The sequence below is a fragment of the Lentibacter algarum genome, from assembly GCF_018860975.1.
GTDB classification, from domain to species: domain Bacteria; phylum Pseudomonadota; class Alphaproteobacteria; order Rhodobacterales; family Rhodobacteraceae; genus Lentibacter; species Lentibacter algarum_A.
On the sequence record NZ_JAHKQI010000009.1, the window covers coordinates 99,887 to 118,629 of the forward strand.

Sequence of the window (18,743 nt, forward strand, 5' to 3'; positions counted from 1 at the left end):
CAGCCCTTCATAAGCTTTGCGAAAACCGCTGGCTTAGTTTTGTGCGTAATATTCGATGACGAGGTTTGGTTCCATCATCACCGGATATGGCACGTCGCCAAGGCCAGGTGCGCGAACAAATGTCGCGGTCAGTTTTGAGTGATCAACGTCGAGGTAGTCAGGCACATCGCGCTCGGCGAGTTGCGTGGCTTCAAGCACAACAGCGATCTGCTTTGAGCGATCACGCACTTCGATAACGTCACCTTCTTTAACGCGGTATGAAGGGATGTTAACCTTCTTGCCGTTCACAGTGACGTGGCCGTGGTTTACAAACTGGCGCGCTGCGAAAACAGTTGCAACGAACTTGGCACGGTACACAACCGCGTCAAGGCGGCGCTCAAGCAGACCAATCAGGTTCTCGCCTGTGTCGCCTTTTACACGTTCAGCTTCCTTAAAGATGCGGCGGAACTGCTTTTCAGTCAGGTCGCCGTAGTAGCCTTTAAGCTTCTGCTTGGCGCGCAACTGCAGACCAAAGTCTGACAGTTTGCCCTTACGGCGCTGGCCGTGCTGGCCGGGGCCATATTCGCGACGGTTGACTGGTGATTTTGGACGACCCCAGATGTTTTCACCCATGCGGCGGTCGATTTTGTATTTGGCAGATGTGCGTTTGGTCACAGCTGATCTCCTTCGTTTAGGTTGTCGAAGGGCGTTGTCCTCTTCCCGGATTTTGCCGGAATGACAGGCTGGCTCTTGCGAGGGCCACCAACACCAATGAAGCCGCGCTTATAGCCGCCTCAGAGGAGGAGTCAACAGCTATGTAGCAAGGGTTTAGGCCGCGTCAAAGTTGAGGATGGCAGCTTCGGAGCCAGACAGGTTCCGGCGCGCAAATGCACCGTAGCTTTCGGGCCGACTTTCATACTCCGGTCGCATCTCCAAAAGTGAAGCACGATCTTCGTCAGAAAGCGTTGCAAGGGCTGTATTTGCGGGGTGAAAGCTCTCTGTTTCGACGCCATTGGCCCAAACAATCTGATGCTCAGGCAACAGCAAATGCACATAGGTCACTTCACGCAACTGACTGTCGACAACAATGCTACCGTCATTGAGCAAGTCCTTGGCGCGCACCAGAACTTCGTCAGTGTTGAACAGCGCCTGTGCTGCGCTTCCCTTCACCAACATGCGGTGTTCGGGGGACACGATGAGTTCCTCGTCCGGCCGCTCGATCCCGAGCGCTCCGGCTCTGATACGTATGGGCCGCAAACGTGGCATCGCAAACAAGCGTGCCCCGGTCATCCGCCGCTCTCCGATCCACTCGATCTCTTGCGCGCCGTTGTCTTTGGTTTGAACTTTGTCGCCAACGCGCAAGTCTTGAATGAGCTTGGCGCCTTCCGGTGTTTCTATCCGCGTGTTGGGCGTAAAACATATCACCCCGCCAGCGTCAGGCCCTTCGGGCCGCATCATACTATTGTCAAAGTTCTGGTGAACAATCCACAAGTCGCGCCCCTGTGGCGGCATTTGATCTACAAACATCAACAAGGGTTGGCCGCCAGTCTGGGGGTCAATCAACGTGATCGTGTAGCTCTGAGTGCCGTCAGTGACAACAAAGCTGCTGTCGTCAAATGGCAATGCGTCATTCGGATCGTGCAACGATTTTGTCGCGTCCAATGCAACACCAACAAGCCGTTGCACCATACGTGCCGCGCGCTTTCGCATGTTTGCCATGTCGTCTGTGTCTTCAAGCTGCAACAGATCATTGGGGCCATCAACACGCACCGCATCTCCGCGCCACGCCCAAGTCGCCCCGACATTCAAGTCGGTGACTGGTGCATTCACCAGCCCGTCCAGTTCTGTTTGCGGCCAGGAAACTACAAACGCGCCTCTAAAGCCCGTTGCCATTTCTAAACTGCCTGCCTCGTCGTTTTTTGTTATTAGAAAAAAACTAACAGATGAGATTCGCGCTGCATACCCCCGAAATGATAGGGAAATTCGAACATGTGACATAATAGTTGCCCTCGGAAAGCGCACCGACTGGACAGCCCTGCTTCACATTGTCACTGTGCTGAAAACAAGCAGGAACTTTAACGTGGCGATCAAAATTGACATGCTGCGCGTCTTTCGCGCCGTTGCCGAAACAGGCTCTCTAGCGCATGCTGCCGAGCAGTTGGGGCGCACGTCTTCTGCGCTGTCTATGTCCCTAAAAAGCCTGGAAGAGCACATTGGCGTGGCGTTGTTTGAGACACAGCGCAAGTCACATCTCACCCCGATGGGCCGGCATGTCCTGCTCGAAGCTCAAAGCGAGATCGCCCATTTCGACGAAACCATCAGCCGGATAGAAAAGCTTGCCAAAGCAAAGTCGGGCCTCATCCGCCTTGCGGTAATCCCTTCTTTTGCACAAGTGTTCTTACCACCGGTTTTGCACCGGTTCCAGCGAACCCACCCTGATGTCTTGGTCGAGTTGCGTGACATGGACAGCAGCGCTGTTCTGAATGCGCTTAGCCATGATCAGGCCGACATCGCCGTTGCTACACTTCCAGAGCGCCCCGGCTTTGAGCGCAAACAACTGTTTTCGGATGCATTCGGCATTGTCTGCCCCCGCGGGCACCGTCTGCAAAGCGACCGAAACGATCTAACATGGGCCGATCTCACTGGAGAAACTCTGATCGCGAATGGACTTTGCGCACAAATTGATGACTCTGAGCTTGCCCCTCTTCTCTCGCAATCGCGGATGATGGTGCACAGCACCGCTTCGCTTTTGGCATTGGTGCGTGCTGGACAGGGCGTAACCATTCTGCCCGAACTTGTCTTGTCGCCCAACGAACAAGACCTCGCTTTCTTGCCGATAACCGGCAGCAACGTCACCCGGCAAGTGCATATTATGCACCGCCCCGAAGCAGCGCTCATGCCGCCGGTTCTTGCCTTTTTACGCTGCTTGCAAGCCGAACACCTTCAAACGATTCAGAAAAACTGAAGTTTACTCAACTCAAATTCGATTGATCTGAAGCCCGATTCTGCGCCAACTGGTAGATGAACTCTTTCAGGATGCCACATGACACAGCCCTCGACACAGCCTTCGACACAGCCCTCGACACAGGCCAACAAGAACTACATCGCCGGCGAATGGCTCTCTGGCGTCTCGGATATCGCCAATATTAGCCCCTCAGATTTGTCTGATGTGGTGGGCCATTTTGCGCAGGCAGATACTGCCCAACTAGATAAAGCCGTAGACGCCGCACATGCCGCTCAAGCCGAATGGGCAAACTACGGGCTCGAACGCAAGCAAGCTGTGCTAAATGCCATCGGCAACGAGATGATGGCCCGCGCCGAAGAGCTCGGAACCCTGCTCAGCCGAGAGGAAGGCAAGCCCCTTGCAGAAGGCAAAGGCGAAGTCTACCGCGCGGGTCAGTTCTTCACATACTACGCCGCTGAAGTGCTGCGCCAGCTGGGCCAAAATGCTCAGTCAGTGCGCGCGGGCGTCGACATCGACATCCGCCGCGAGCCTGTTGGCACGGTGGCAATCATCAGCCCCTGGAACTTCCCCACAGCGACAGCCAGTTGGAAAATTGCCCCTGCGCTGGCCTATGGCAACGCCGTCATCTGGAAGCCAGCCAACGCGACCCCCGCCTCGGCCCATGCCTTGACCGAGATCATCGCCAAGCAAGACATCCCCAAAGGTCTGTTCAACTTGGTCATGGGCTCTGGCCGCGACATTGGCCAAAAGCTTGTCGAACACACGGGCATCAACGCAATCTCCTTCACAGGGTCCGTGCCTGTTGGTCGTGGCATCGCGCAAGCCGCTGTCGGCAACTTCACCAAGCTGCAAATGGAAATGGGCTCCAAAAATGCACTCGCAGTGATGGATGATGCCGACCTTGACCTCGCCGTCGCCGCAGCTCTCGGAGGCTCCTTCGGCGGCACAGGCCAGAAATGCACCGCCTCTTCGCGGCTTGTGGTGCATGAGGCCATTCACGACACTTTCGTTGAGCGCCTGATCAAAGGCGCCGAAGCTATGCAAGTCGGCCACGCGCTTGAAGCAGGCACGCAGATCGGCCCCGTTGTCAGCGAAACCCAGATGAGCGAAAATCTCGCATGGATCGAAAAAGGCCGCGCTGAGGGTGCCGAACTTGCCTGTGGTGGTGTCCAGGTCGAACGCCCAACACAGGGGTACTACATGACACCGGGCGTTTTCCTCAACACCACAAACCAGATGCAAATCAACCGTGAAGAGCTGTTCGCGCCGCTCACGGCCGTGATCAAAGTCGGCTCCTATGGTGAGGCCCTGCACACCGTCAACGACACCCGCTTTGGCCTCACTGCTGGCATCATGACACGCTCACTGGCCCGCGCCAACCATTTCCGCGCCAACGCGCGCTCAGGCTGTGTCATGGTCAACCTCGCCACTGCCGGAACCGACTATCACGTGCCCTTCGGTGGCCGCGGTGAAAGCTCTTATGGCCCACGCGAGCAAGGCTCAAACGCCGCCGAGTTCTACACCACGGTCAAGACGGCCTACATCGCTGCCGGCGACCCGGAGTAAGCAACCATGTATCGCATCGACAACCTGCAATACGCCAATTGGTCTGAAAAAATCTTTCGCCAAATGCGCGCGGGCAGGCTTGATGCGGTGCATGTCACCATCGCCTATCACGAAAACTTTCGCGAAACGGTGCTCAACATCGAGCAATGGAATCGCTGGTTTGAGCAGTTTCCCGAGCTGATCTTCAAGGGCCGGTGGGCGGGCGATGTGCGCTTGGCGCACGAGTCCTCCCGCACGGCGATCTTCTTTGGTTTCCAGAACCCCTCACCCATTGAAGACGACATTGGCCTCGTCGAAGTCTTGCACGATCTTGGCGCGCGCTTCATGCAGCTTACCTACAACAACCAGTCTCTCCTCGCGACCGGTTGCTATGAGGATGACGACACGGGCCTCACGCGTATGGGCAAACAGGTTGTGCGTGAGATGAACCGCGTCGGCATGGTCGTCGACATGTCCCATTCCGCCGATCGCAGCACCATCGAAGCCGCTGATCACTCTGCCCGCCCCATCGCCATCACCCACGCTAACCCGCATTTCTGGCAGCCCGCCCTGCGCAACAAGCGCGACGATGTCATTCGCGCGGTCACGCAAAACGGCGGCATGCTTGGCTTCTCGCTCTACCCGCATCACCTCAAAGACAATTCCGACTGCACGCTTCAGAGCTTCTGCCAGATGATCGCCGACACCGCCGAGAAATTCGGCGTTGATCACCTCGGCATCGGCTCCGATCTTTGCCAAGACCAGCCGGACAGCGTCGTCGAGTGGATGCGCGTCGGCCGTTGGAGCAAAGAGATTGACTACGGAGAAGGGTCGGCCGCAGCTCCCGGGTTCCCACCAATGCCAAGCTGGTATCAAGACAACCGCGACTTTGGCAATATAGCCAAGGGCCTTGCAACCGTCGGTTTTTCTCAGACGGAAGTTGACGGTATCATGGGCGACAACTGGTTTCGCTTTTACGAGCAAAATTTCGGCCCCGAAGTATGACACGCATTCCTCTCCGCCCGCCCGAGCAAGTCATGACGCTCTCGCGATTGGGGAGTCTGCACCAATGCCGGCTGTCTTTCATGCGCCAACTCCTGCGCCGGATGAAGCAGGAAAACTGGTCGTTTACCCGCCCACATTTTGACATCAACACAAGCGGCGAGGGCTTCGCTGTTTACACCAGCCAAGGCCCCACCCGTGCTTACTCTCTCATCGCCTTTGCTCATGACTTGCCCGATGACATGCGCTCAGATCGCGTAATTGCCACAGCATGGGATGCGACGTTTGCCCTGTTTGACGGCACGCCAAATCTGGCCGACATTGAACGCCTACGTGCCAATGTCCCCTTGCAAGAAGCAGGCCGCGTTTCCGAAACCGAGCTTTCGATCTCCCGAGCCAACCGCTCGGCGCGCCTCTGGAACGCTACAGTCGAAACCCTCGCCAAAGGCCAACAACCCGACGCGGATGTACTGGCAAATGTCGGCTACCTCATGCGCACAACCGCCGTCTACGGATCCGGCAAGTTCGGCGCTGCCGACCGCGCCTCACTGGAAGAGCGTCCTGAGTTTTCGCCGCCCTTTCAAGTCGAAATGCTCTCGGTCTACCTTATCCGCGCCTTTGTTGCCGACCTTGTCGAACACATGGCAAAAGTCAGATCCCCGAACAGTGCCGTGCCCCTCGCGCCCGGCCTGCGCCGCGGCCTTGGCATCGGCAACTCGACAGGGCTCGGCATGGCCCCATTCCTGCTCAATCATCCGCGGCTGCTCAACAACTGGATCAGTGCCCGCGAGCGCGCTCTTGCGACGATCCGCTCACTTGCAAGCGCAGATAGCACCGCGCACGCGTTTCTCTCGACCTACCTGCACGCCAAACAAAGCATCGGCCTCTGGCACTCTGAGCACCCCTTGCAAAAAGCCAAGCTAAAGCAGCTCGCCGCTGACATCCAGATGCTCGACGCCCGGCTTGAAAGTTTCGACTTCACACAGCCCCAAGCGTGGAACGCTCTCTACCTATGGGCCGAAAACACTCTCTCGGAAGAAGGCCAAGAACTGCTGGTGTCTCTGATGCTCGAGCCTCACGCTGATTTGGTCGACAGCCTCGGCCCGCAGATGCAAGCCGACGAAAGCACGCTGTTCATGATCGACGGCGCAATGCCCGCCGAAACCCTCTCTGCACTGATTTGCACACACTACGACTGGGCTTTGCAGATTGATTGGACTGCCCCCCAAGCAATCGCGCGTCTTTGGTATGTCTCGGAAGAAAAACTCGAACCGCGCCTTTGCGAACGGGCCAACGAGCCACTTGAAGACTACGAGCAACCCCTCGCACCGGCCCGCGATATATGCAGAATGTTTGGCGACTTGCATACTTTCGCAGGCAACACCGCCGCGTTCCTACAAGCGCACCCCGAACACCGCAGCGCAGCGCGCCGTGTGCAAATGCGCGCCCTCTTTCCCTATAGCGAAGTCTGCGACAACACCATCGACGCGAAGATGCTGCCTATTGACATGCTGCGCGCCAAACTCAGCTTCTTTGGCGCAACAAATTTTGATCCACGCTCCGACAGATGGGTGCGCATCAACATGTTTCGCGGCGCGCCTTACCCCTCTGAATTATCGCAACAAAACTCCGATGACTGGGTCTACGGAGTTGTTAAATGAGTTACGCCCTTGGAGAAATTGAAGGCCTCTGCAGGAAGGCCGCAAAAGGCGCAGGCTTTACGTGGGGCGAAGCCGAAGAAACCGGGCAAGCCATACGTGTTCTTGCCGCCTCACGCCTCCCTGCGGTCCGAACCTTCGCTCACTATTTGGAGGCACTAGAGGCTGGTATCGTCCCCTCACAAACCTGCCCGATCCGACTTGGATGCCAGCTCATTGACGGGTCGCGTGTCTCGGCCTTCAGTTGCGCTTTCCCGCTTCTTCTAATGCCCTTTATTGCGCGGGTCGCTGCGGTTCAAAACCGCGCATTGTTGCTTTCCAGCGAGGGGTTTCAAGCAACTGCGGCGCCCTGCATGGCGATCACACTCGTCAAGACAACGGAGGTCAACTGCGACCTTCAGCTTACCCCCACAGCTGCTCCTGCCGCTATCGCGCGCGTTTACCGCGCCGAGGCGTCGGGAGCCGACATCGTTTCGCTGTCGCAATTTGCACAGCGCACCTATGCCCCCGAAACCGAAGCCCGCAGGCAACAAGGCGCCGGTGCTGGCAACGACGGCAACAGATGATTGCACCTATCCATACGTAAGCGTATGCTTCTAACATGTCAGACAAACAACTCTCCAAAAACGACTGGATCGCCGCCGGTTTCGAAGCTCTCGCCAAACAAGGCCCGCAGGCCTTGAAGGCCGAGGCGCTCGCACGCGCATTAGGCACAACTAAAGGCTCGTTCTACTGGCACTTCAAGGATGTCGCCGCCTTTCACGACAGTATGATCAACAAGTGGCAAAACAGCGCTACGGTTATCACCGATGAAGAGAATCCGGCGACAACGCTGCGCAATTTGGCTCAGAACTATGCCGTCATGGCCGATCCGAACCTGCGCGCTTGGGCCCGCTCGAATGAGCAGGTCGCTCAGGCCCTCGCGGACAGTGACACCAGAAAGCTCACCGAGATCGCATCCCTTCTTGAAAAGTGCGGCGTCAGCAACCCGGAGTTGGCACAGGTGCTCTTTGCAGCAACCATCGGCCTCACAGAAACTCCGGGTTGCGACGCGAAAAATGCGATCGCGACCCTTGTCGATCTGATTTTGGCGCTTAGGTAAACGCTATGAAACGCTCGTTGCTTCCCTTCGCACTGATCCCTGCCCTCGCGGTATTACCCGCCTGCCGCGCCGACGAAACCGTTGGTGGCTACGGTGCCGCCGAGCGTGTGTGGCGCCTCGAAAGCATTGATGGAGCCGCTTTTTCGGCCCGTGCAACTCTCACTTTCCCCGAACCCGGAAAGATCGCCGGGCAAGCTCCATGCAACCGCTATTTCGGGCCAATGACCGTGCCTTACCCGTGGTTTGACGCGGGTCAGGTTGCCAGCACCCGCATGGCCTGCCCCGACCTAACGAGCGAAAGCAAATTCCTGAAAGCTCTATCAGAAATGAGCTTGTCGGAAGTGAGCGGTGACGTTCTCTTGCTCAGCAATGATGCCGGCCGCACCATGGTGTTCAAGGCAGAGTAAGCCGCCTCTCGAACACTTGAACAAATCGCGCGCGCGCCGACGGCAAAGGCTTGCCGCCTTGTTCATGCGCAAAGTTATGCGTCAGAAAGTGCCCGGTGAGGCGCAATCCCGCTGCAACTTCGGCATCGCTCCCCTCACCCTTCCCGAGCATAACTGGCGGCAGAGGCAACAGCCTGTCTTGCCACTCACCCGCACCAGCGCGGGTCACTGCACGGCCTGTCTTGGGCGAGACAAACTCCAGAGGCTCAACTGCGCCTGTCACGGCACAGCATGTCAGATCAAGGCCAAAGCCGAGTTCATCAAGCAAGGCAGTCTCCCATTTGAGGTAGGCCAATGGCCAGATCTCGTCCTGACCCAGCAAGTCAAGCAACTGTTCGGTGCGCTCGTATAATGGCTGATGCGGCTCGCGCTCGGGCAGCGCAAAACGCAGCAAAGCGCAGACAGAATTCAGCCCTGCGACAGCCAACCGCGATCCCATCACTTGCGCCGCGCGCGAGCGTTGCAATTCGGCTGTGAAACTGCCCAGATGTTCCTCCAGCCGCGCGCGCCAAGCCAGATCAAGCTGCGCACCGGGCTGTAAAACCGGCGCCATCTTGCGACTATTCGCTCCCCGCACAACACCTGCGTGCAGCCCCCGCGAAGGCGTAAGCACCTCAACGATCGCGCTGTTTTCGCCGTGCATCCGCGCCGTCAGAAGTATGCCAGTGTCTCGCCAGTCCATGCTTGGAGCCTAGCGATAAACGTGAGGCTTAGCGAGCAGTGAATTTGTCCTAAAGCTGGATCCAAGCCGTCTTAAGGTCAGTGTATTTATCAAGCGCATGCAATGACTTGTCATGCCCGTTGCCCGACTGCTTGACACCACCAAGAGGCACAGTGTTATCGGCCCCACCGTAGGTATTAACATGCACAACACCTGCACGGATGGCGCCAATCATCCGGTGCGCACGGCTCAGGTTTTCTGTCCAGACTCCGGCGGCAAGCCCGTGGTCAGTGCCATTGGCCAGCGCCACAGCTTCGGCTTCGGTGTCAAACGGAGTGACAGCAAGCACAGGCCCGAAAACCTCATTCTGGAAGACGTTATGATCACGCTCAACCCCCGTCAGAATCGTCGGTGCCATGTAATAGCCTCCCGTTTCTTGCAGAATTCTCGCGCCACCGGTCGCCAGTTCGGCACCTTCAACAAGTGCTTTTTCAACAAAGTTCAGATTGCCTTCAAGTTGCTGTGGCGAGTTCACCGCTCCGATCTGTGAACCGAGATCAAGCGGATCACCGACGACCAGCTTTTCAGCTTCTGCCGCCATGAGCGCGACGAACTCGTCCTGCACGGAACGCTCGACCAACAACCGCGAACCTGCCACACAAACCTGCCCGGAATTGCGGAAAATGCCCATCGCAGAAACCTTAGCGGCTTGCGCCAGATCAGGCGCATCCGCGAAAACCACATTGGGCGATTTGCCACCAAGCTCAAGGTAGACCCGCTTGAGGTTCGAGCGCGCTGAATACTCCAGCAAACGGCGGCCTGTCGCGGCTGACCCGGTGAACACCAGCACATCAACATCCATGCTCATCGCCAAGGCTTCGCCCGTTACCGCGCCTGCGCCAGTGACCACGTTCAACACCCCGTCAGGCAAGCCGGCTTCACTGCAAATCTCGGCCAGTTTCAACAATGAAAGTGACGCAGTCTCCGCAGGCTTGAGCACCACGGAATTACCCGCAGCCAATGCAGGTGCAAGCTTCCATGCACCAATCATCAATGGGAAATTCCAGGGAACAATCGCTCCAACAACACCGACAGGCGCGTGATGCACAAGGCCCAGAACGTTGGGGGCGGTTGGTGCAATCTCACCGTAGATTTTGTCAATAGCTTCAGCATAGTAGCGGAATGTTCCCGCCGCCGAGCCGGCCTCGGCCTTAAGCGCCATGTTAAACTCGGTGCCATTGTCACGCACGCCGAGCACAGTCAGCTCGACAGCATACTGCTCGATCAAATCAGCAATTTTGTGCAGCACTTTTTTGCGGCCCGCAGGAGCCATGCTTGCCCATCGTCCGTCTTCAAACGCAGCCCGCGCGGCTGAAGCGGCACGGTCAACATCCTCAGTGGTTGCTGAAGCTAGCGTGGTGAGTTTTTGTCCGTCGATCGGGGAGCATACTTCGAGCGCTTCGCCCTGAGCGTCTTGCCACGCTCCGTTGATAAAAAGCTTCTGCGGCGCGACATCTGCGCTCCGAAGTTCGTTGATCTGTGCTTGGACTGCCATTTGGCCTCCTTAAGGGATTTGCGCTCCTGCCAAACGTGGCGGAGATGAATGATAAGCACGCCGACAATCATGATAAACAGGATCATCGCCACGGGGCGGTCGATAAAATCAAACGGGGTTTTCACCCGCGCCATGCCAGCGCGTAGTTTTACTTCCATGATGCCGCCAAGCACCATCCCCAGAACGATCGGGACAGCTGGCAAGGAAAGGCGTTTGAGCACAAATCCAAAGATGCCAAAGCCCGCGGCGAGCATGCAATCAGTGACCGAATTGCGCAGGGAGTAAACTCCAACAAAGCTAAGTGTCAGGATTGCTGCGCCCAGAAAACGATTGGGGATTTTGACCACCTTGATCAATTGGTTGGTTGCGAACAACAGGAAGATCAGCACCAACACATTGAGGATTAAAAGCGCCAGATAGAGTGCGACAACAAAATCCATATCGTTTTGAAACAGCGCTGGCCCGGGCACGACGTTGTGCACATAAAACACCGAGAGCATCATCGCGGTTAGCGCCTCACCGGGAATGCCAAGTGCCAAAAGCGGAACCATCGCCGCTGCAGGCACAGCATTGTTTGACGTCTCCGCCGCGATGAGCCCTTCACTGGCCCCGTGTCCAAAGTCATCAGGACGTTCAGAACTGCGCTGCGCATAAGTATAGCTCAGGAACTGCGCAGTAAACTCGCCAACTCCAGGGATCATCCCCATCAGCACGCCGAGGCTTGCTGAAACGCTGGCAACACGCGGATGCCGACCGAGCTCTCGCAACCCCTGAAAGAGCCCGCCACGCAGCTTGGTCAATCGGACTTTTTCGTCTTCTCCGCGCAGCAAAAAGATCGCCTGACTGATCGCAAACAAGCCAAGCACAACAACAATGAGGTCAACACCCGACGACAGCCAGCTTTGATCAAACGTGAAGCGCTTGGAGTATTTCACCGGCTCAAGCCCGATGGTGTGAAGGAATATCCCGAAACACGCCAGCCCCGCGGCGATCAGGCTTTGGCCGCGGTGAGCAATGACCACCAAAATAAGCCCCAAAAGCGCCGCGAGGAATATTTCGCGACTGCCAAACATCGGTGCGATCCTCGCAAGAACGGGCGCGAACAGTATCAGGCAAACAACAGAGAACACCCCGCCAAAGAAGCTCGCCGAGTAGGCCAGGGACAATGCCCGACGTGCCTCACCGCGGGTCGTCATCGGATAGCCATCATAGGTCGTTAGCGCATTGACAGCCGTGCCGGGAGTATTGATCAAGATCGCCGGAATCGCACCACCATACATAGAGCTTCCGTAAATACCCAAGAGCACAGTGAGGCCGACAATCGGATCCATGCTGAAGGTCGCAGGCAGCAAGATCGCAATCGCCACAGCAGGGCCAACCCCAGGGATCGCGCCGATCAAAACGCCGCCGATCGAACCGACAAGCAGCGCGATCATCACATCCCAACGGGCTAGTATCTGCAAGCCATCCAGTATCAGGTCCATCTGCGCCTCAAAAATTCAGGATAAAGAACGAGCGCAACGCACCCGGCAGGTATTCATAAACAGCCCCACCAGGGATTTTGACATTGAGTAGCCCTTTGAACACAACGACCACGACAACGCCAAAAATGGCACTTATCCACAGCATTTTCCGGCTGCGATAGCCAAGCCGGTAAGCCAGACCCAGCATAAACAAAACCGTCATTGGCAAGTAGCCGAGCCGCGGCACGAGCCAAACGTAGCCCATAAACCACGCCACATACTCAAGCGCTTTCGCCCAAACGAGCCATTCAGCGGCATCAACCCGCGTTAAACTCCGGCGCGGCAGCTTCCAAAGATGCAGCCCGCCAAACAACAGCATGCCAATAACAGACACCGCAGGCCAAAACCGCGGCTGCGCAAAAAACTTGGTTCCCTTGGCCCACTTGGTCTCGCTGCCGAGCTGACTGAGTAACAAAGCTGCCGCAAGGAAAAACACAATTGCAAACAGCGCCTGCCCCCTTAAAGGCCCGTCAAAACGTTTGATCTCTTCACTACGATCTTTGCTCATCACATGGCTCCGGACAGAAAGAGGCTGGGCATATCACACGCCCAGCCCGACAGTTTGCTTACTCCAAGAGGCCTTGGATCGTGCCGACAGTTTCGATGTTGCGGGCCACACGTGCGGCAGCCTCATCAGCACCCTGCCAGTAAACCAGCGCGCCGGTTTCTTTGGCAATGTTTTGTGCACGCTCAGACATCACAGTCTTTTTGGCAACCGCGATGATTTTCTCTCGCACGTCCGCTGGCGTATCTTTGAGCACAAACAGGCCGTTCCAAAGCGCGATGTTCATCTCGGGGTCAACTTCGCCCGCAGTCGGCGCATCCGGCACCAGTGAAATGCGCTCATCCGTGATCGACACAAGTACTTTCACGTCGTCGAGGCACGGCAATACAAGCTGCAATGTGGTGTTGATCACGTCCGCATCGCCCGAGGCAAGCGTGTTGCAATCAAGTGCGTCAAATGCGGCGTCCGAGCCCCACTCAAAGCCTTTCTTGACGGCCAGAGCTTTGGTCACCTGCGTCGGCGTCAGCGGATCACCAAAGTGACCAAGCGCAACGTCGTTCTCTTTGGCGTATGCCGCCAGCTCGTCCATATCGCTGTAGGGCGCATCTTTTGAGGTGGCAATTACAAACGGATAGGTAAGGAAAATGCCCAGCGGGTCGAACTTCTCAGGTGCCAATTCGTCGATGCCGATCTGGTGGCCTACCACAGGAACACCGATCACAAACGAGCCGATAGTGTAGCCGTCAGCAGGCGCCTGCGCGACTTCTATCGCACCAGGGAAAGGGCCGCCGCCGCCGCCGGGTTTGTTCACAACTGCCGCCGAAACGCCGTATTCCTTCTGGAAGTCCTCGGCGATCATCCGCGTCAGCACATCCTCCAAGTCACCGGGAGGCCAAGGCACGATAAAGCTCACGGGTTTCTCTGGGTATTCAGCAAACGCCGCGCCTCCCAAAGCTGTCATTGCAAGAGCGAGTGCGCCGCCCAGAAATTGTTTACCTAGCATCTTGTTCTCCCTGATGTTTTGGTTCATTATTTGAACCATTGGTTCTAAAATAGATTGACAGACCAATGCCAAGTCTGTCAACAAATTTAACAAGTGAACCGTTCATCAGGGCCTCCAAACCCGCAAGCGCCCAAAAATTGGGCGAGAAAGTAGACAATGGGAACCGTCTCTAAAGCCCTATCTTTGCTGACATATTTCTCGCGCTCGCGCAGCCTGATCGGGTTGAGCGAGATGTCTCGTCTGTCCGGGTTAAACAAGGCCACGGTGCACCGTTTGCTCACCGAATTACAGGACCAGGGATTCGTTGAACAAGCCGGAACGGGCCGCGAATACCGCCTCGGCGTCGCCTTTTTGCGCCTCGCTGCCCTGCGCGAAGCCGCCGTTCCTATGCGCGATATCGCAATGACTGCCCTCACAAAACTCGCCGAAGCGACCGGCGAAACCGCGCATATTTCACTCTTGCAAGGCAGCACACTCAGCACGCTGGCCTATGTCTACTCGCACCAGCACGGCACCCGCGTCACCATGGAAGACGCAGAGGTTCTGCCGCTCCACGCGACAAGCTCGGGCCTTGCTGTTCTGGGGTTTTCGGATGCGGGTTTTGTTGACGAAGTGCTGTCTGCAAGGCTTGAAGCCCTCACAGCCAACACCGAGACGAACCCGGCCAAGCTGCGCAAAATTCTCGCGCAGGTGCGCGCAGATTGCATGGCAGAATCCGTCGGAAACTTTGAAGACGACGTGCACACACACGCCATGCCGCTGTTTGATGCGCGCCAATCCTGCATCGGCGCACTCGCCATAGCCGCACCCGTGTCACGCATGGATGACGCGCTGCGCACCGCCATTCGCGCCAACCTTCGACAGGCTGCCCTGCGCCTCACACGCGCGACGGGTGGCTTCCTTCCGCAATCGTTTAATGAGGCCGCCGCATGAGTCAGCAAGCCCTTATCCTTGACTTTGGAGGCGTCGTGTCGCGCACATTGTTCGAGACACACAACCTCACCGAAGCCGCTCTTGGCTTGCCCGCTGGTAGCCTTACCTGGCAAGGCCCTTTCGCACCCGACACCGATACGCTCTGGCGTAACATGCAAGCCGACGAGATAAGCGAGCGCGACTACTGGAGCGAGCGCACCCGTGAAGTCGGCCAGCTTGTGGGCGAAAACTGGACAGAGATGAGCCAGTTTGTACGCGCCGCGCGCGGGGCCGAGCCCGAAGCCGTCATCCGCCCCGAGTTTCGCCAAACCATCGCTGCATGTAAGGCAGCGGGCATTCGCCTCGCGATCCTCTCCAACGAGCTTGATCTCTTCTATGGCGCCGACTTTCGCGAGAAGCTGCCTTTCCTCGCTGACTTCGAAGTGATTATCGACGCCACCTACACCGGCATCCTCAAGCCCGACGCACGCGCCTATGAGGCTGTGCTGGAAGAGCTGGCCCTGCCTGCAAGCGCCTGTGTTTTCGTCGACGACCAGCTCCGCAACATCAAAGGCGCTGAGGCCATCGGCCTGCCCAACGTCCACTTCGACGTCACCTCACCTGCAACAAGCTACCAAGACGCACTCGGCCTCTTGGGCCTCCCTGAAAGGACACTGACATGAAAGACAGCAACTTCCTCAAAGAGAAAAACGCCCGTTCGCTTTGGCATCCGATGGCACACCCAGCCGACAGCCTCGCCAACCCGCCGACAATCGTCACCGGTGCGGAAGGTGTGAACATTATTGATGTCGATGGTCATAAAGTTGTCGACGGTGTTGGCGGCCTCTGGAACGTCAACCTCGGCTTCTCCTGCCAGCCCGTCAAAGACGCGATCGCAGCCCAGCTTGAGCAGCTCCCCTACTACTCGACGTTTCGCGGCACGACCAACGACGCCGTCATCGAACTCTCCGAAGAGCTGCGTGAGTTTTTTGAGCCCGACGGCCTCACCCGGGCGTTCTATACGTCTGGTGGATCTGACTCTGTCGAGACAGCCCTGCGCCTCGCGCGGCAGTATCACAAGGTGAAGGGTGAGCCCGCCCGAACCAAGTTTCTCTCGCTCAAAAAAGGCTATCACGGCACGCATTTCGGCGGCGCATCCGTTAACGGCAACGCCAACTTCCGCACCGCCTACGAGCCGCTACTGGCTGGATGTCACCACATCCCGGCGCCCTACACCTACCGCAACCCCTTCAACGAGACAGACCCCGAAAAGCTCGCCCAGCTCTGCCTTGCGGCGCTTGAAGACGAGATTGCCTTTCAAGGTGCCGGCACAATCGCCGCCTTTATCATGGAACCTGTCTTGGGCGCAGGCGGCGTCATCCCGCCACACGAAAGCTTCATGCCCGGCGTGCGCGACATCTGCACCCGCAATGGCATCCTGCTCATCGCTGATGAAGTGATCACAGCATTTGGCCGCACTGGCTCATGGTCGGGCTCACGTCACTGGGGCGTGAAACCCGACTTCATGTGCACCGCCAAAGCGATCACCAACGGTTACTTCCCGTTTGGCGCGGTGATGATCGCCGACGAAGTCGTGCAAGTGTTCGAGAACGACAAAACAGGCAAAGCTGCTATCGGTCATGGCTACACCTACTCAGGCCACCCTGTCGGCGCAGCTGCGGCACTGGCTTGCTTGACCGAAACCAAACGCCTGAAAGTAAACGAAAACGCCGCTGCCCGTGGCGCCGAACTTTTCGAAGGCATGCAAGCTCTGCAAAACAAGCACAGCATCATCGGTGACGTGCGCGGCGGCCACGGCCTCATGTGCGCAATGGAACTTGTTTCAGACCGCGGTAACAAAACCCCGATTGACAAAGCCACAACGGCGACCCTGCAAGAGGTCACCTATAACAATGGCGCAATGGTGCGAATTTCCGGCCCCAATGTGATCCTCTCGCCGCCGCTGGTTCTGACAAGTGACGATGTTCAAACCATCCTCAATGCCCTCGACGCAGGCTTCAAGGCCGCCGGCTAAACGGCAACCCTTAAATGCGGTTCAAAAGCTGGCGTGTCGGCCAGGCATCCGCAGGCATCCCTAACCGCTTTTGCATATCTTGCACTGCGGCACGGGTGCCTGCACCCAAGATGCCGTCAATCTTGCCGACATCATACCCCTTGCGTGCAAGCTTTTCCTGCAAGCGTTTCATATCCGGCCCGCTGAGGCCTCGTTCGGGCTGGCCGGCATTGAACACAGGGGCGCCCTCAAGGCGGTTGGCAAAATACGCCGCGGTTAAGACATAGGTAAAGCTCTGGTTCCACTCAAAATAGACCCTAAAGTTCGGATAGGCCAAAAACGCCGGGCCTTTGCGCCCCTGTGGCAAAATCAGTGAAGCAGGCAAATGCCCCGCAAGCTTCCCGTGCCTCGGCTTCACGCCCATCTTGGCCCAATCCGCCGCCTTCAACTGCGTCCCCAACCCAGACTTTGACCAGTCCATTTCGGCTGGAACCGCAACCTCTTGCAACCACGGCTCGCCAGCGCGCCAGCCAAGATGGCGCAGCATTTTCGCGCCGCTCAGCAGTGCATCCGTTGGTGAGGTTTTCAGCCGCACATGCCCGTCACCGTCACCGTCAACACCGTTGTCCAGAATGTCCTGCGGAAGCATTTGCACCATGCCGATCTCTCCAGCCCAAGCACCTGTAGTCTTGGTTGGGCTAAACTCGCCGCGTTTGTATAGCTCTAGTGCCGCAAAAACTTGCGGTCGGAACAGCTCAGGGCGGCGGCAATCGTGGCTCAATGTCGTCAGTGCATTGAGCGTATTAAAGTCGCCCTGAAAGCTGCCGTAATCGGTTTCAAATGCCCAAAATGCCAGCAACACACCGCGGCTCACACCATAGTCGCTCTCCATGCGAGCAAACGTGCGTCCATAGCGCTTGGCATTGTCGCGGCCTTTGGCCAACCGCGCGTTCGAGATAAGCCGCCGTGAGAAACTGGTGAAATCCAACTGGAAAACGCCTTGGGCGCGGTCTGCCTTCAGCACCTTTTTGTCTTGTCGCACATTGGCAAAAAAGGAGTTCACCGTCTTCGCATCATAGCCTTTGGCACGCGCTTCTTTGCGCATCCCTTCGACAAACCCGCCGAAGCTGCCGCCACATGCGCTGTTTGCCAAAGCACCTGAGCCTGCACCAAGAACCAAAACCAATAAAGATGTAAAACCGAGTCTGCGCATGTCTGCTCCCACATTCACCTGAATAACCCAAAAGGCTCGCGCTCCTAAGAGCTCAAATCCTGAAAACATGCAAGTGCTGCAACAGAGCGCCTTTCTCTCTTGAACACCCTTAGAAATACTAAAACTGTAAACAAATTAGCGTGATCTCGCCGAAAACCACGCAATTTTGGCAGGAATTTGGGGATTTTCAGGATATCAAATTTGCAACCAAACCCTTAAACTGCCCAATATCTATGCAGACTGTCGGCTTCAGGCTCTCTCCGGCAAAGACTGCATTAACTGGTGAGGATCGTGTGAACCTTCTAATTGTCGAAGATCAGACAGCTCTGGCAGAGCTCTGGCGCAAACACCTTGAGCGACAGGGGGCAATTGTCACCGTTGCAGCAAGCGAAGACAGCGCTGTTTCTTATCTGCAAGAGCAAAAGTTCAGCGTGGTTATTCTTGACCTTGATCTCGCGAAGGGCAGCGCTCTTGCCATAGCCGACTTTGCCAGCTTCCGGCTTCCCGAGGTGCAAGTCATCTGCGTGACGAGTTCCTCGTTCTTTTCCGACGGTTCTATCTTTAACTTATGTTCGAACGCCTGTGCGCTTATTCAAGCAGACACGCCCCCGAACGACATTGCCGCAATGGCCGAGCACTTCGGCAGCCGCGCAAGCTAGC

The 18,743-nt window shown here is 57.0% G+C and carries 19 protein-coding genes; 11 read left to right on the forward strand and 8 right to left on the reverse strand.

Going from position 1 to position 18,743, the window contains the following annotated elements; genetic code table 11:
• Nucleotides 1-33: 33 nt before the first annotated feature.
• Together rpsD and KO498_RS14360 are read right to left on the reverse strand one after the other, a co-directional pair.
• Entirely contained in the window at nucleotides 34-654 is a 621-nt protein-coding gene (gene rpsD / locus KO498_RS14355) for a 30S ribosomal protein S4 (protein WP_215960621.1), read from the reverse strand.
• 153 nt (nucleotides 655-807) lie between these two features.
• The gene (locus KO498_RS14360) at nucleotides 808-1,872 is read right to left on the reverse strand and encodes a Hint domain-containing protein (protein WP_215960622.1); all 1,065 of its coding nucleotides are present in this window, start codon (nucleotides 1,870-1,872) and stop codon (nucleotides 808-810) included.
• Between the two features lie 187 nt (nucleotides 1,873-2,059).
• Here KO498_RS14360 and KO498_RS14365 point away from each other — a divergent pair, with 187 nt between their 5' ends.
• The 7 genes from KO498_RS14365 (at nucleotide 2,060) to KO498_RS14395 (ending at nucleotide 8,658) form a co-directional block, all read left to right on the forward strand.
• The gene (locus tag KO498_RS14365) at nucleotides 2,060-2,944 is read left to right on the forward strand and encodes a LysR family transcriptional regulator (RefSeq protein WP_215960623.1); all 885 of its coding nucleotides are present in this window, start codon (nucleotides 2,060-2,062) and stop codon (nucleotides 2,942-2,944) included.
• A gap of 78 nt (nucleotides 2,945-3,022) precedes the next feature.
• A complete protein-coding gene (locus tag KO498_RS14370) occupies nucleotides 3,023-4,510 on the forward strand; it encodes an aldehyde dehydrogenase family protein (protein WP_215960624.1) in 1,488 nt (495 codons plus the stop codon).
• Nucleotides 4,511-4,516: 6 nt separating this feature from the next.
• Complete coding sequence (locus tag KO498_RS14375; protein WP_215960625.1) at nucleotides 4,517-5,494, forward strand: membrane dipeptidase; 978 nt, start codon at nucleotides 4,517-4,519, stop codon at nucleotides 5,492-5,494.
• Nucleotides 5,491-7,152: a hypothetical protein gene (locus KO498_RS14380; RefSeq protein WP_215960626.1), complete on the forward strand. Its 1,662-nt coding sequence runs from the start codon at nucleotides 5,491-5,493 to the stop codon at nucleotides 7,150-7,152. Before KO498_RS14375 ends, KO498_RS14380 begins: the two co-directional genes overlap by 4 nt.
• Nucleotides 7,149-7,715, forward strand: coding sequence for a DUF3726 domain-containing protein (locus tag KO498_RS14385; protein WP_215960627.1), 567 nt, complete (start codon nucleotides 7,149-7,151; stop codon nucleotides 7,713-7,715). The genes KO498_RS14380 and KO498_RS14385 overlap by 4 nt, the downstream gene beginning before the upstream one ends.
• A 35-nt stretch (nucleotides 7,716-7,750) precedes the next feature.
• Nucleotides 7,751-8,251, forward strand: a complete 501-nt coding sequence (locus KO498_RS14390; RefSeq protein ID WP_215960628.1) for a TetR/AcrR family transcriptional regulator — start codon at nucleotides 7,751-7,753, stop codon at nucleotides 8,249-8,251.
• A gap of 5 nt (nucleotides 8,252-8,256) precedes the next feature.
• The gene (locus KO498_RS14395) at nucleotides 8,257-8,658 is read left to right on the forward strand and encodes an META domain-containing protein (RefSeq protein ID WP_215960629.1); all 402 of its coding nucleotides are present in this window, start codon (nucleotides 8,257-8,259) and stop codon (nucleotides 8,656-8,658) included.
• Here the strand turns inward: KO498_RS14395 and recO are convergent.
• From recO to KO498_RS14420, 5 genes are read right to left on the reverse strand one after another with little or no spacing between them, the layout of a single operon-like run.
• Nucleotides 8,645-9,379: a DNA repair protein RecO gene (recO, locus tag KO498_RS14400; RefSeq protein WP_215960630.1), complete on the reverse strand. Its 735-nt coding sequence runs from the start codon at nucleotides 9,377-9,379 to the stop codon at nucleotides 8,645-8,647. The two genes, KO498_RS14395 and recO, sit on opposite strands and share 14 nt — an antisense overlap.
• Nucleotides 9,380-9,428: 49 nt before the next feature.
• Nucleotides 9,429-10,850, reverse strand: coding sequence for an aldehyde dehydrogenase (locus KO498_RS14405; RefSeq protein ID WP_215960789.1), 1,422 nt, complete (start codon nucleotides 10,848-10,850; stop codon nucleotides 9,429-9,431).
• Entirely contained in the window at nucleotides 10,769-12,397 is a 1,629-nt protein-coding gene (locus KO498_RS14410; protein ID WP_215960631.1) for a tripartite tricarboxylate transporter permease, read from the reverse strand. Before KO498_RS14410 ends, KO498_RS14405 begins: the two co-directional genes overlap by 82 nt.
• Nucleotides 12,398-12,404: 7 nt before the next feature.
• A complete protein-coding gene (locus tag KO498_RS14415; protein WP_215960632.1) occupies nucleotides 12,405-12,944 on the reverse strand; it encodes a tripartite tricarboxylate transporter TctB family protein in 540 nt (179 codons plus the stop codon).
• A 58-nt stretch (nucleotides 12,945-13,002) separates the two neighbouring features.
• The gene (locus KO498_RS14420) at nucleotides 13,003-13,944 is read right to left on the reverse strand and encodes a tripartite tricarboxylate transporter substrate-binding protein (RefSeq protein ID WP_252731462.1); all 942 of its coding nucleotides are present in this window, start codon (nucleotides 13,942-13,944) and stop codon (nucleotides 13,003-13,005) included.
• 156 nt (nucleotides 13,945-14,100) lie between these two features.
• Between KO498_RS14420 and KO498_RS14425 the strand changes: the two genes are divergently transcribed.
• The 3 genes from KO498_RS14425 to KO498_RS14435 are packed head-to-tail and all read left to right on the forward strand — an operon-like array spanning nucleotide 14,101 to nucleotide 16,891.
• Nucleotides 14,101-14,877, forward strand: a complete 777-nt coding sequence (locus KO498_RS14425; RefSeq protein WP_215960634.1) for an IclR family transcriptional regulator — start codon at nucleotides 14,101-14,103, stop codon at nucleotides 14,875-14,877.
• The gene (locus tag KO498_RS14430) at nucleotides 14,874-15,539 is read left to right on the forward strand and encodes an HAD-IA family hydrolase (protein WP_215960635.1); all 666 of its coding nucleotides are present in this window, start codon (nucleotides 14,874-14,876) and stop codon (nucleotides 15,537-15,539) included. Before KO498_RS14425 ends, KO498_RS14430 begins: the two co-directional genes overlap by 4 nt.
• Complete coding sequence (locus KO498_RS14435; RefSeq protein ID WP_215960636.1) at nucleotides 15,536-16,891, forward strand: aspartate aminotransferase family protein; 1,356 nt, start codon at nucleotides 15,536-15,538, stop codon at nucleotides 16,889-16,891. The genes KO498_RS14430 and KO498_RS14435 overlap by 4 nt, the downstream gene beginning before the upstream one ends.
• A 10-nt stretch (nucleotides 16,892-16,901) precedes the next feature.
• On the opposite strand, the gene KO498_RS14440 is transcribed toward KO498_RS14435, so the two are convergent.
• On the reverse strand, nucleotides 16,902-18,083 hold the full coding sequence (locus KO498_RS14440) for a lytic murein transglycosylase (protein ID WP_215960637.1): 1,182 nt from the start codon (nucleotides 18,081-18,083) through the stop codon (nucleotides 16,902-16,904).
• Between the two features lie 293 nt (nucleotides 18,084-18,376).
• Here KO498_RS14440 and KO498_RS14445 point away from each other — a divergent pair, with 293 nt between their 5' ends.
• A complete protein-coding gene (locus tag KO498_RS14445; RefSeq protein WP_215960638.1) occupies nucleotides 18,377-18,742 on the forward strand; it encodes a response regulator in 366 nt (121 codons plus the stop codon).
• The last annotated feature ends 1 nt before the right edge of the window (nucleotide 18,743 follow it).

What these genes read in the sequence shown, in the direction of transcription:
- KO498_RS14390 (WP_215960628.1), top strand. Translation starts at nt 7,751, where the DNA reads ATGTCAGACAAACAACTCTCCAAAAACGACTGGATCGCCGCCGGTTTC.
- KO498_RS14375 (WP_215960625.1), top strand. Translation starts at nt 4,517, where the DNA reads ATGTATCGCATCGACAACCTGCAATACGCCAATTGGTCTGAAAAAATC.
- KO498_RS14360 (WP_215960622.1), bottom strand. Translation starts at nt 1,872, where the DNA reads ATGGCAACGGGCTTTAGAGGCGCGTTTGTAGTTTCCTGGCCGCAAACA.
- KO498_RS14395 (WP_215960629.1), top strand. Translation starts at nt 8,257, where the DNA reads ATGAAACGCTCGTTGCTTCCCTTCGCACTGATCCCTGCCCTCGCGGTA.
- KO498_RS14435 (WP_215960636.1), top strand. Translation starts at nt 15,536, where the DNA reads ATGAAAGACAGCAACTTCCTCAAAGAGAAAAACGCCCGTTCGCTTTGG.
- KO498_RS14440 (WP_215960637.1), bottom strand. Translation starts at nt 18,083, where the DNA reads ATGCGCAGACTCGGTTTTACATCTTTATTGGTTTTGGTTCTTGGTGCA.
- KO498_RS14410 (WP_215960631.1), bottom strand. Translation starts at nt 12,397, where the DNA reads ATGGACCTGATACTGGATGGCTTGCAGATACTAGCCCGTTGGGATGTG.
- recO (WP_215960630.1), bottom strand. Translation starts at nt 9,379, where the DNA reads ATGGACTGGCGAGACACTGGCATACTTCTGACGGCGCGGATGCACGGC.
- KO498_RS14385 (WP_215960627.1), top strand. Translation starts at nt 7,149, where the DNA reads ATGAGTTACGCCCTTGGAGAAATTGAAGGCCTCTGCAGGAAGGCCGCA.
- KO498_RS14380 (WP_215960626.1), top strand. Translation starts at nt 5,491, where the DNA reads ATGACACGCATTCCTCTCCGCCCGCCCGAGCAAGTCATGACGCTCTCG.
- KO498_RS14425 (WP_215960634.1), top strand. Translation starts at nt 14,101, where the DNA reads ATGGGAACCGTCTCTAAAGCCCTATCTTTGCTGACATATTTCTCGCGC.
- KO498_RS14415 (WP_215960632.1), bottom strand. Translation starts at nt 12,944, where the DNA reads ATGAGCAAAGATCGTAGTGAAGAGATCAAACGTTTTGACGGGCCTTTA.
- KO498_RS14430 (WP_215960635.1), top strand. Translation starts at nt 14,874, where the DNA reads ATGAGTCAGCAAGCCCTTATCCTTGACTTTGGAGGCGTCGTGTCGCGC.
- KO498_RS14370 (WP_215960624.1), top strand. Translation starts at nt 3,023, where the DNA reads ATGACACAGCCCTCGACACAGCCTTCGACACAGCCCTCGACACAGGCC.
- KO498_RS14420 (WP_252731462.1), bottom strand. Translation starts at nt 13,944, where the DNA reads ATGCTAGGTAAACAATTTCTGGGCGGCGCACTCGCTCTTGCAATGACA.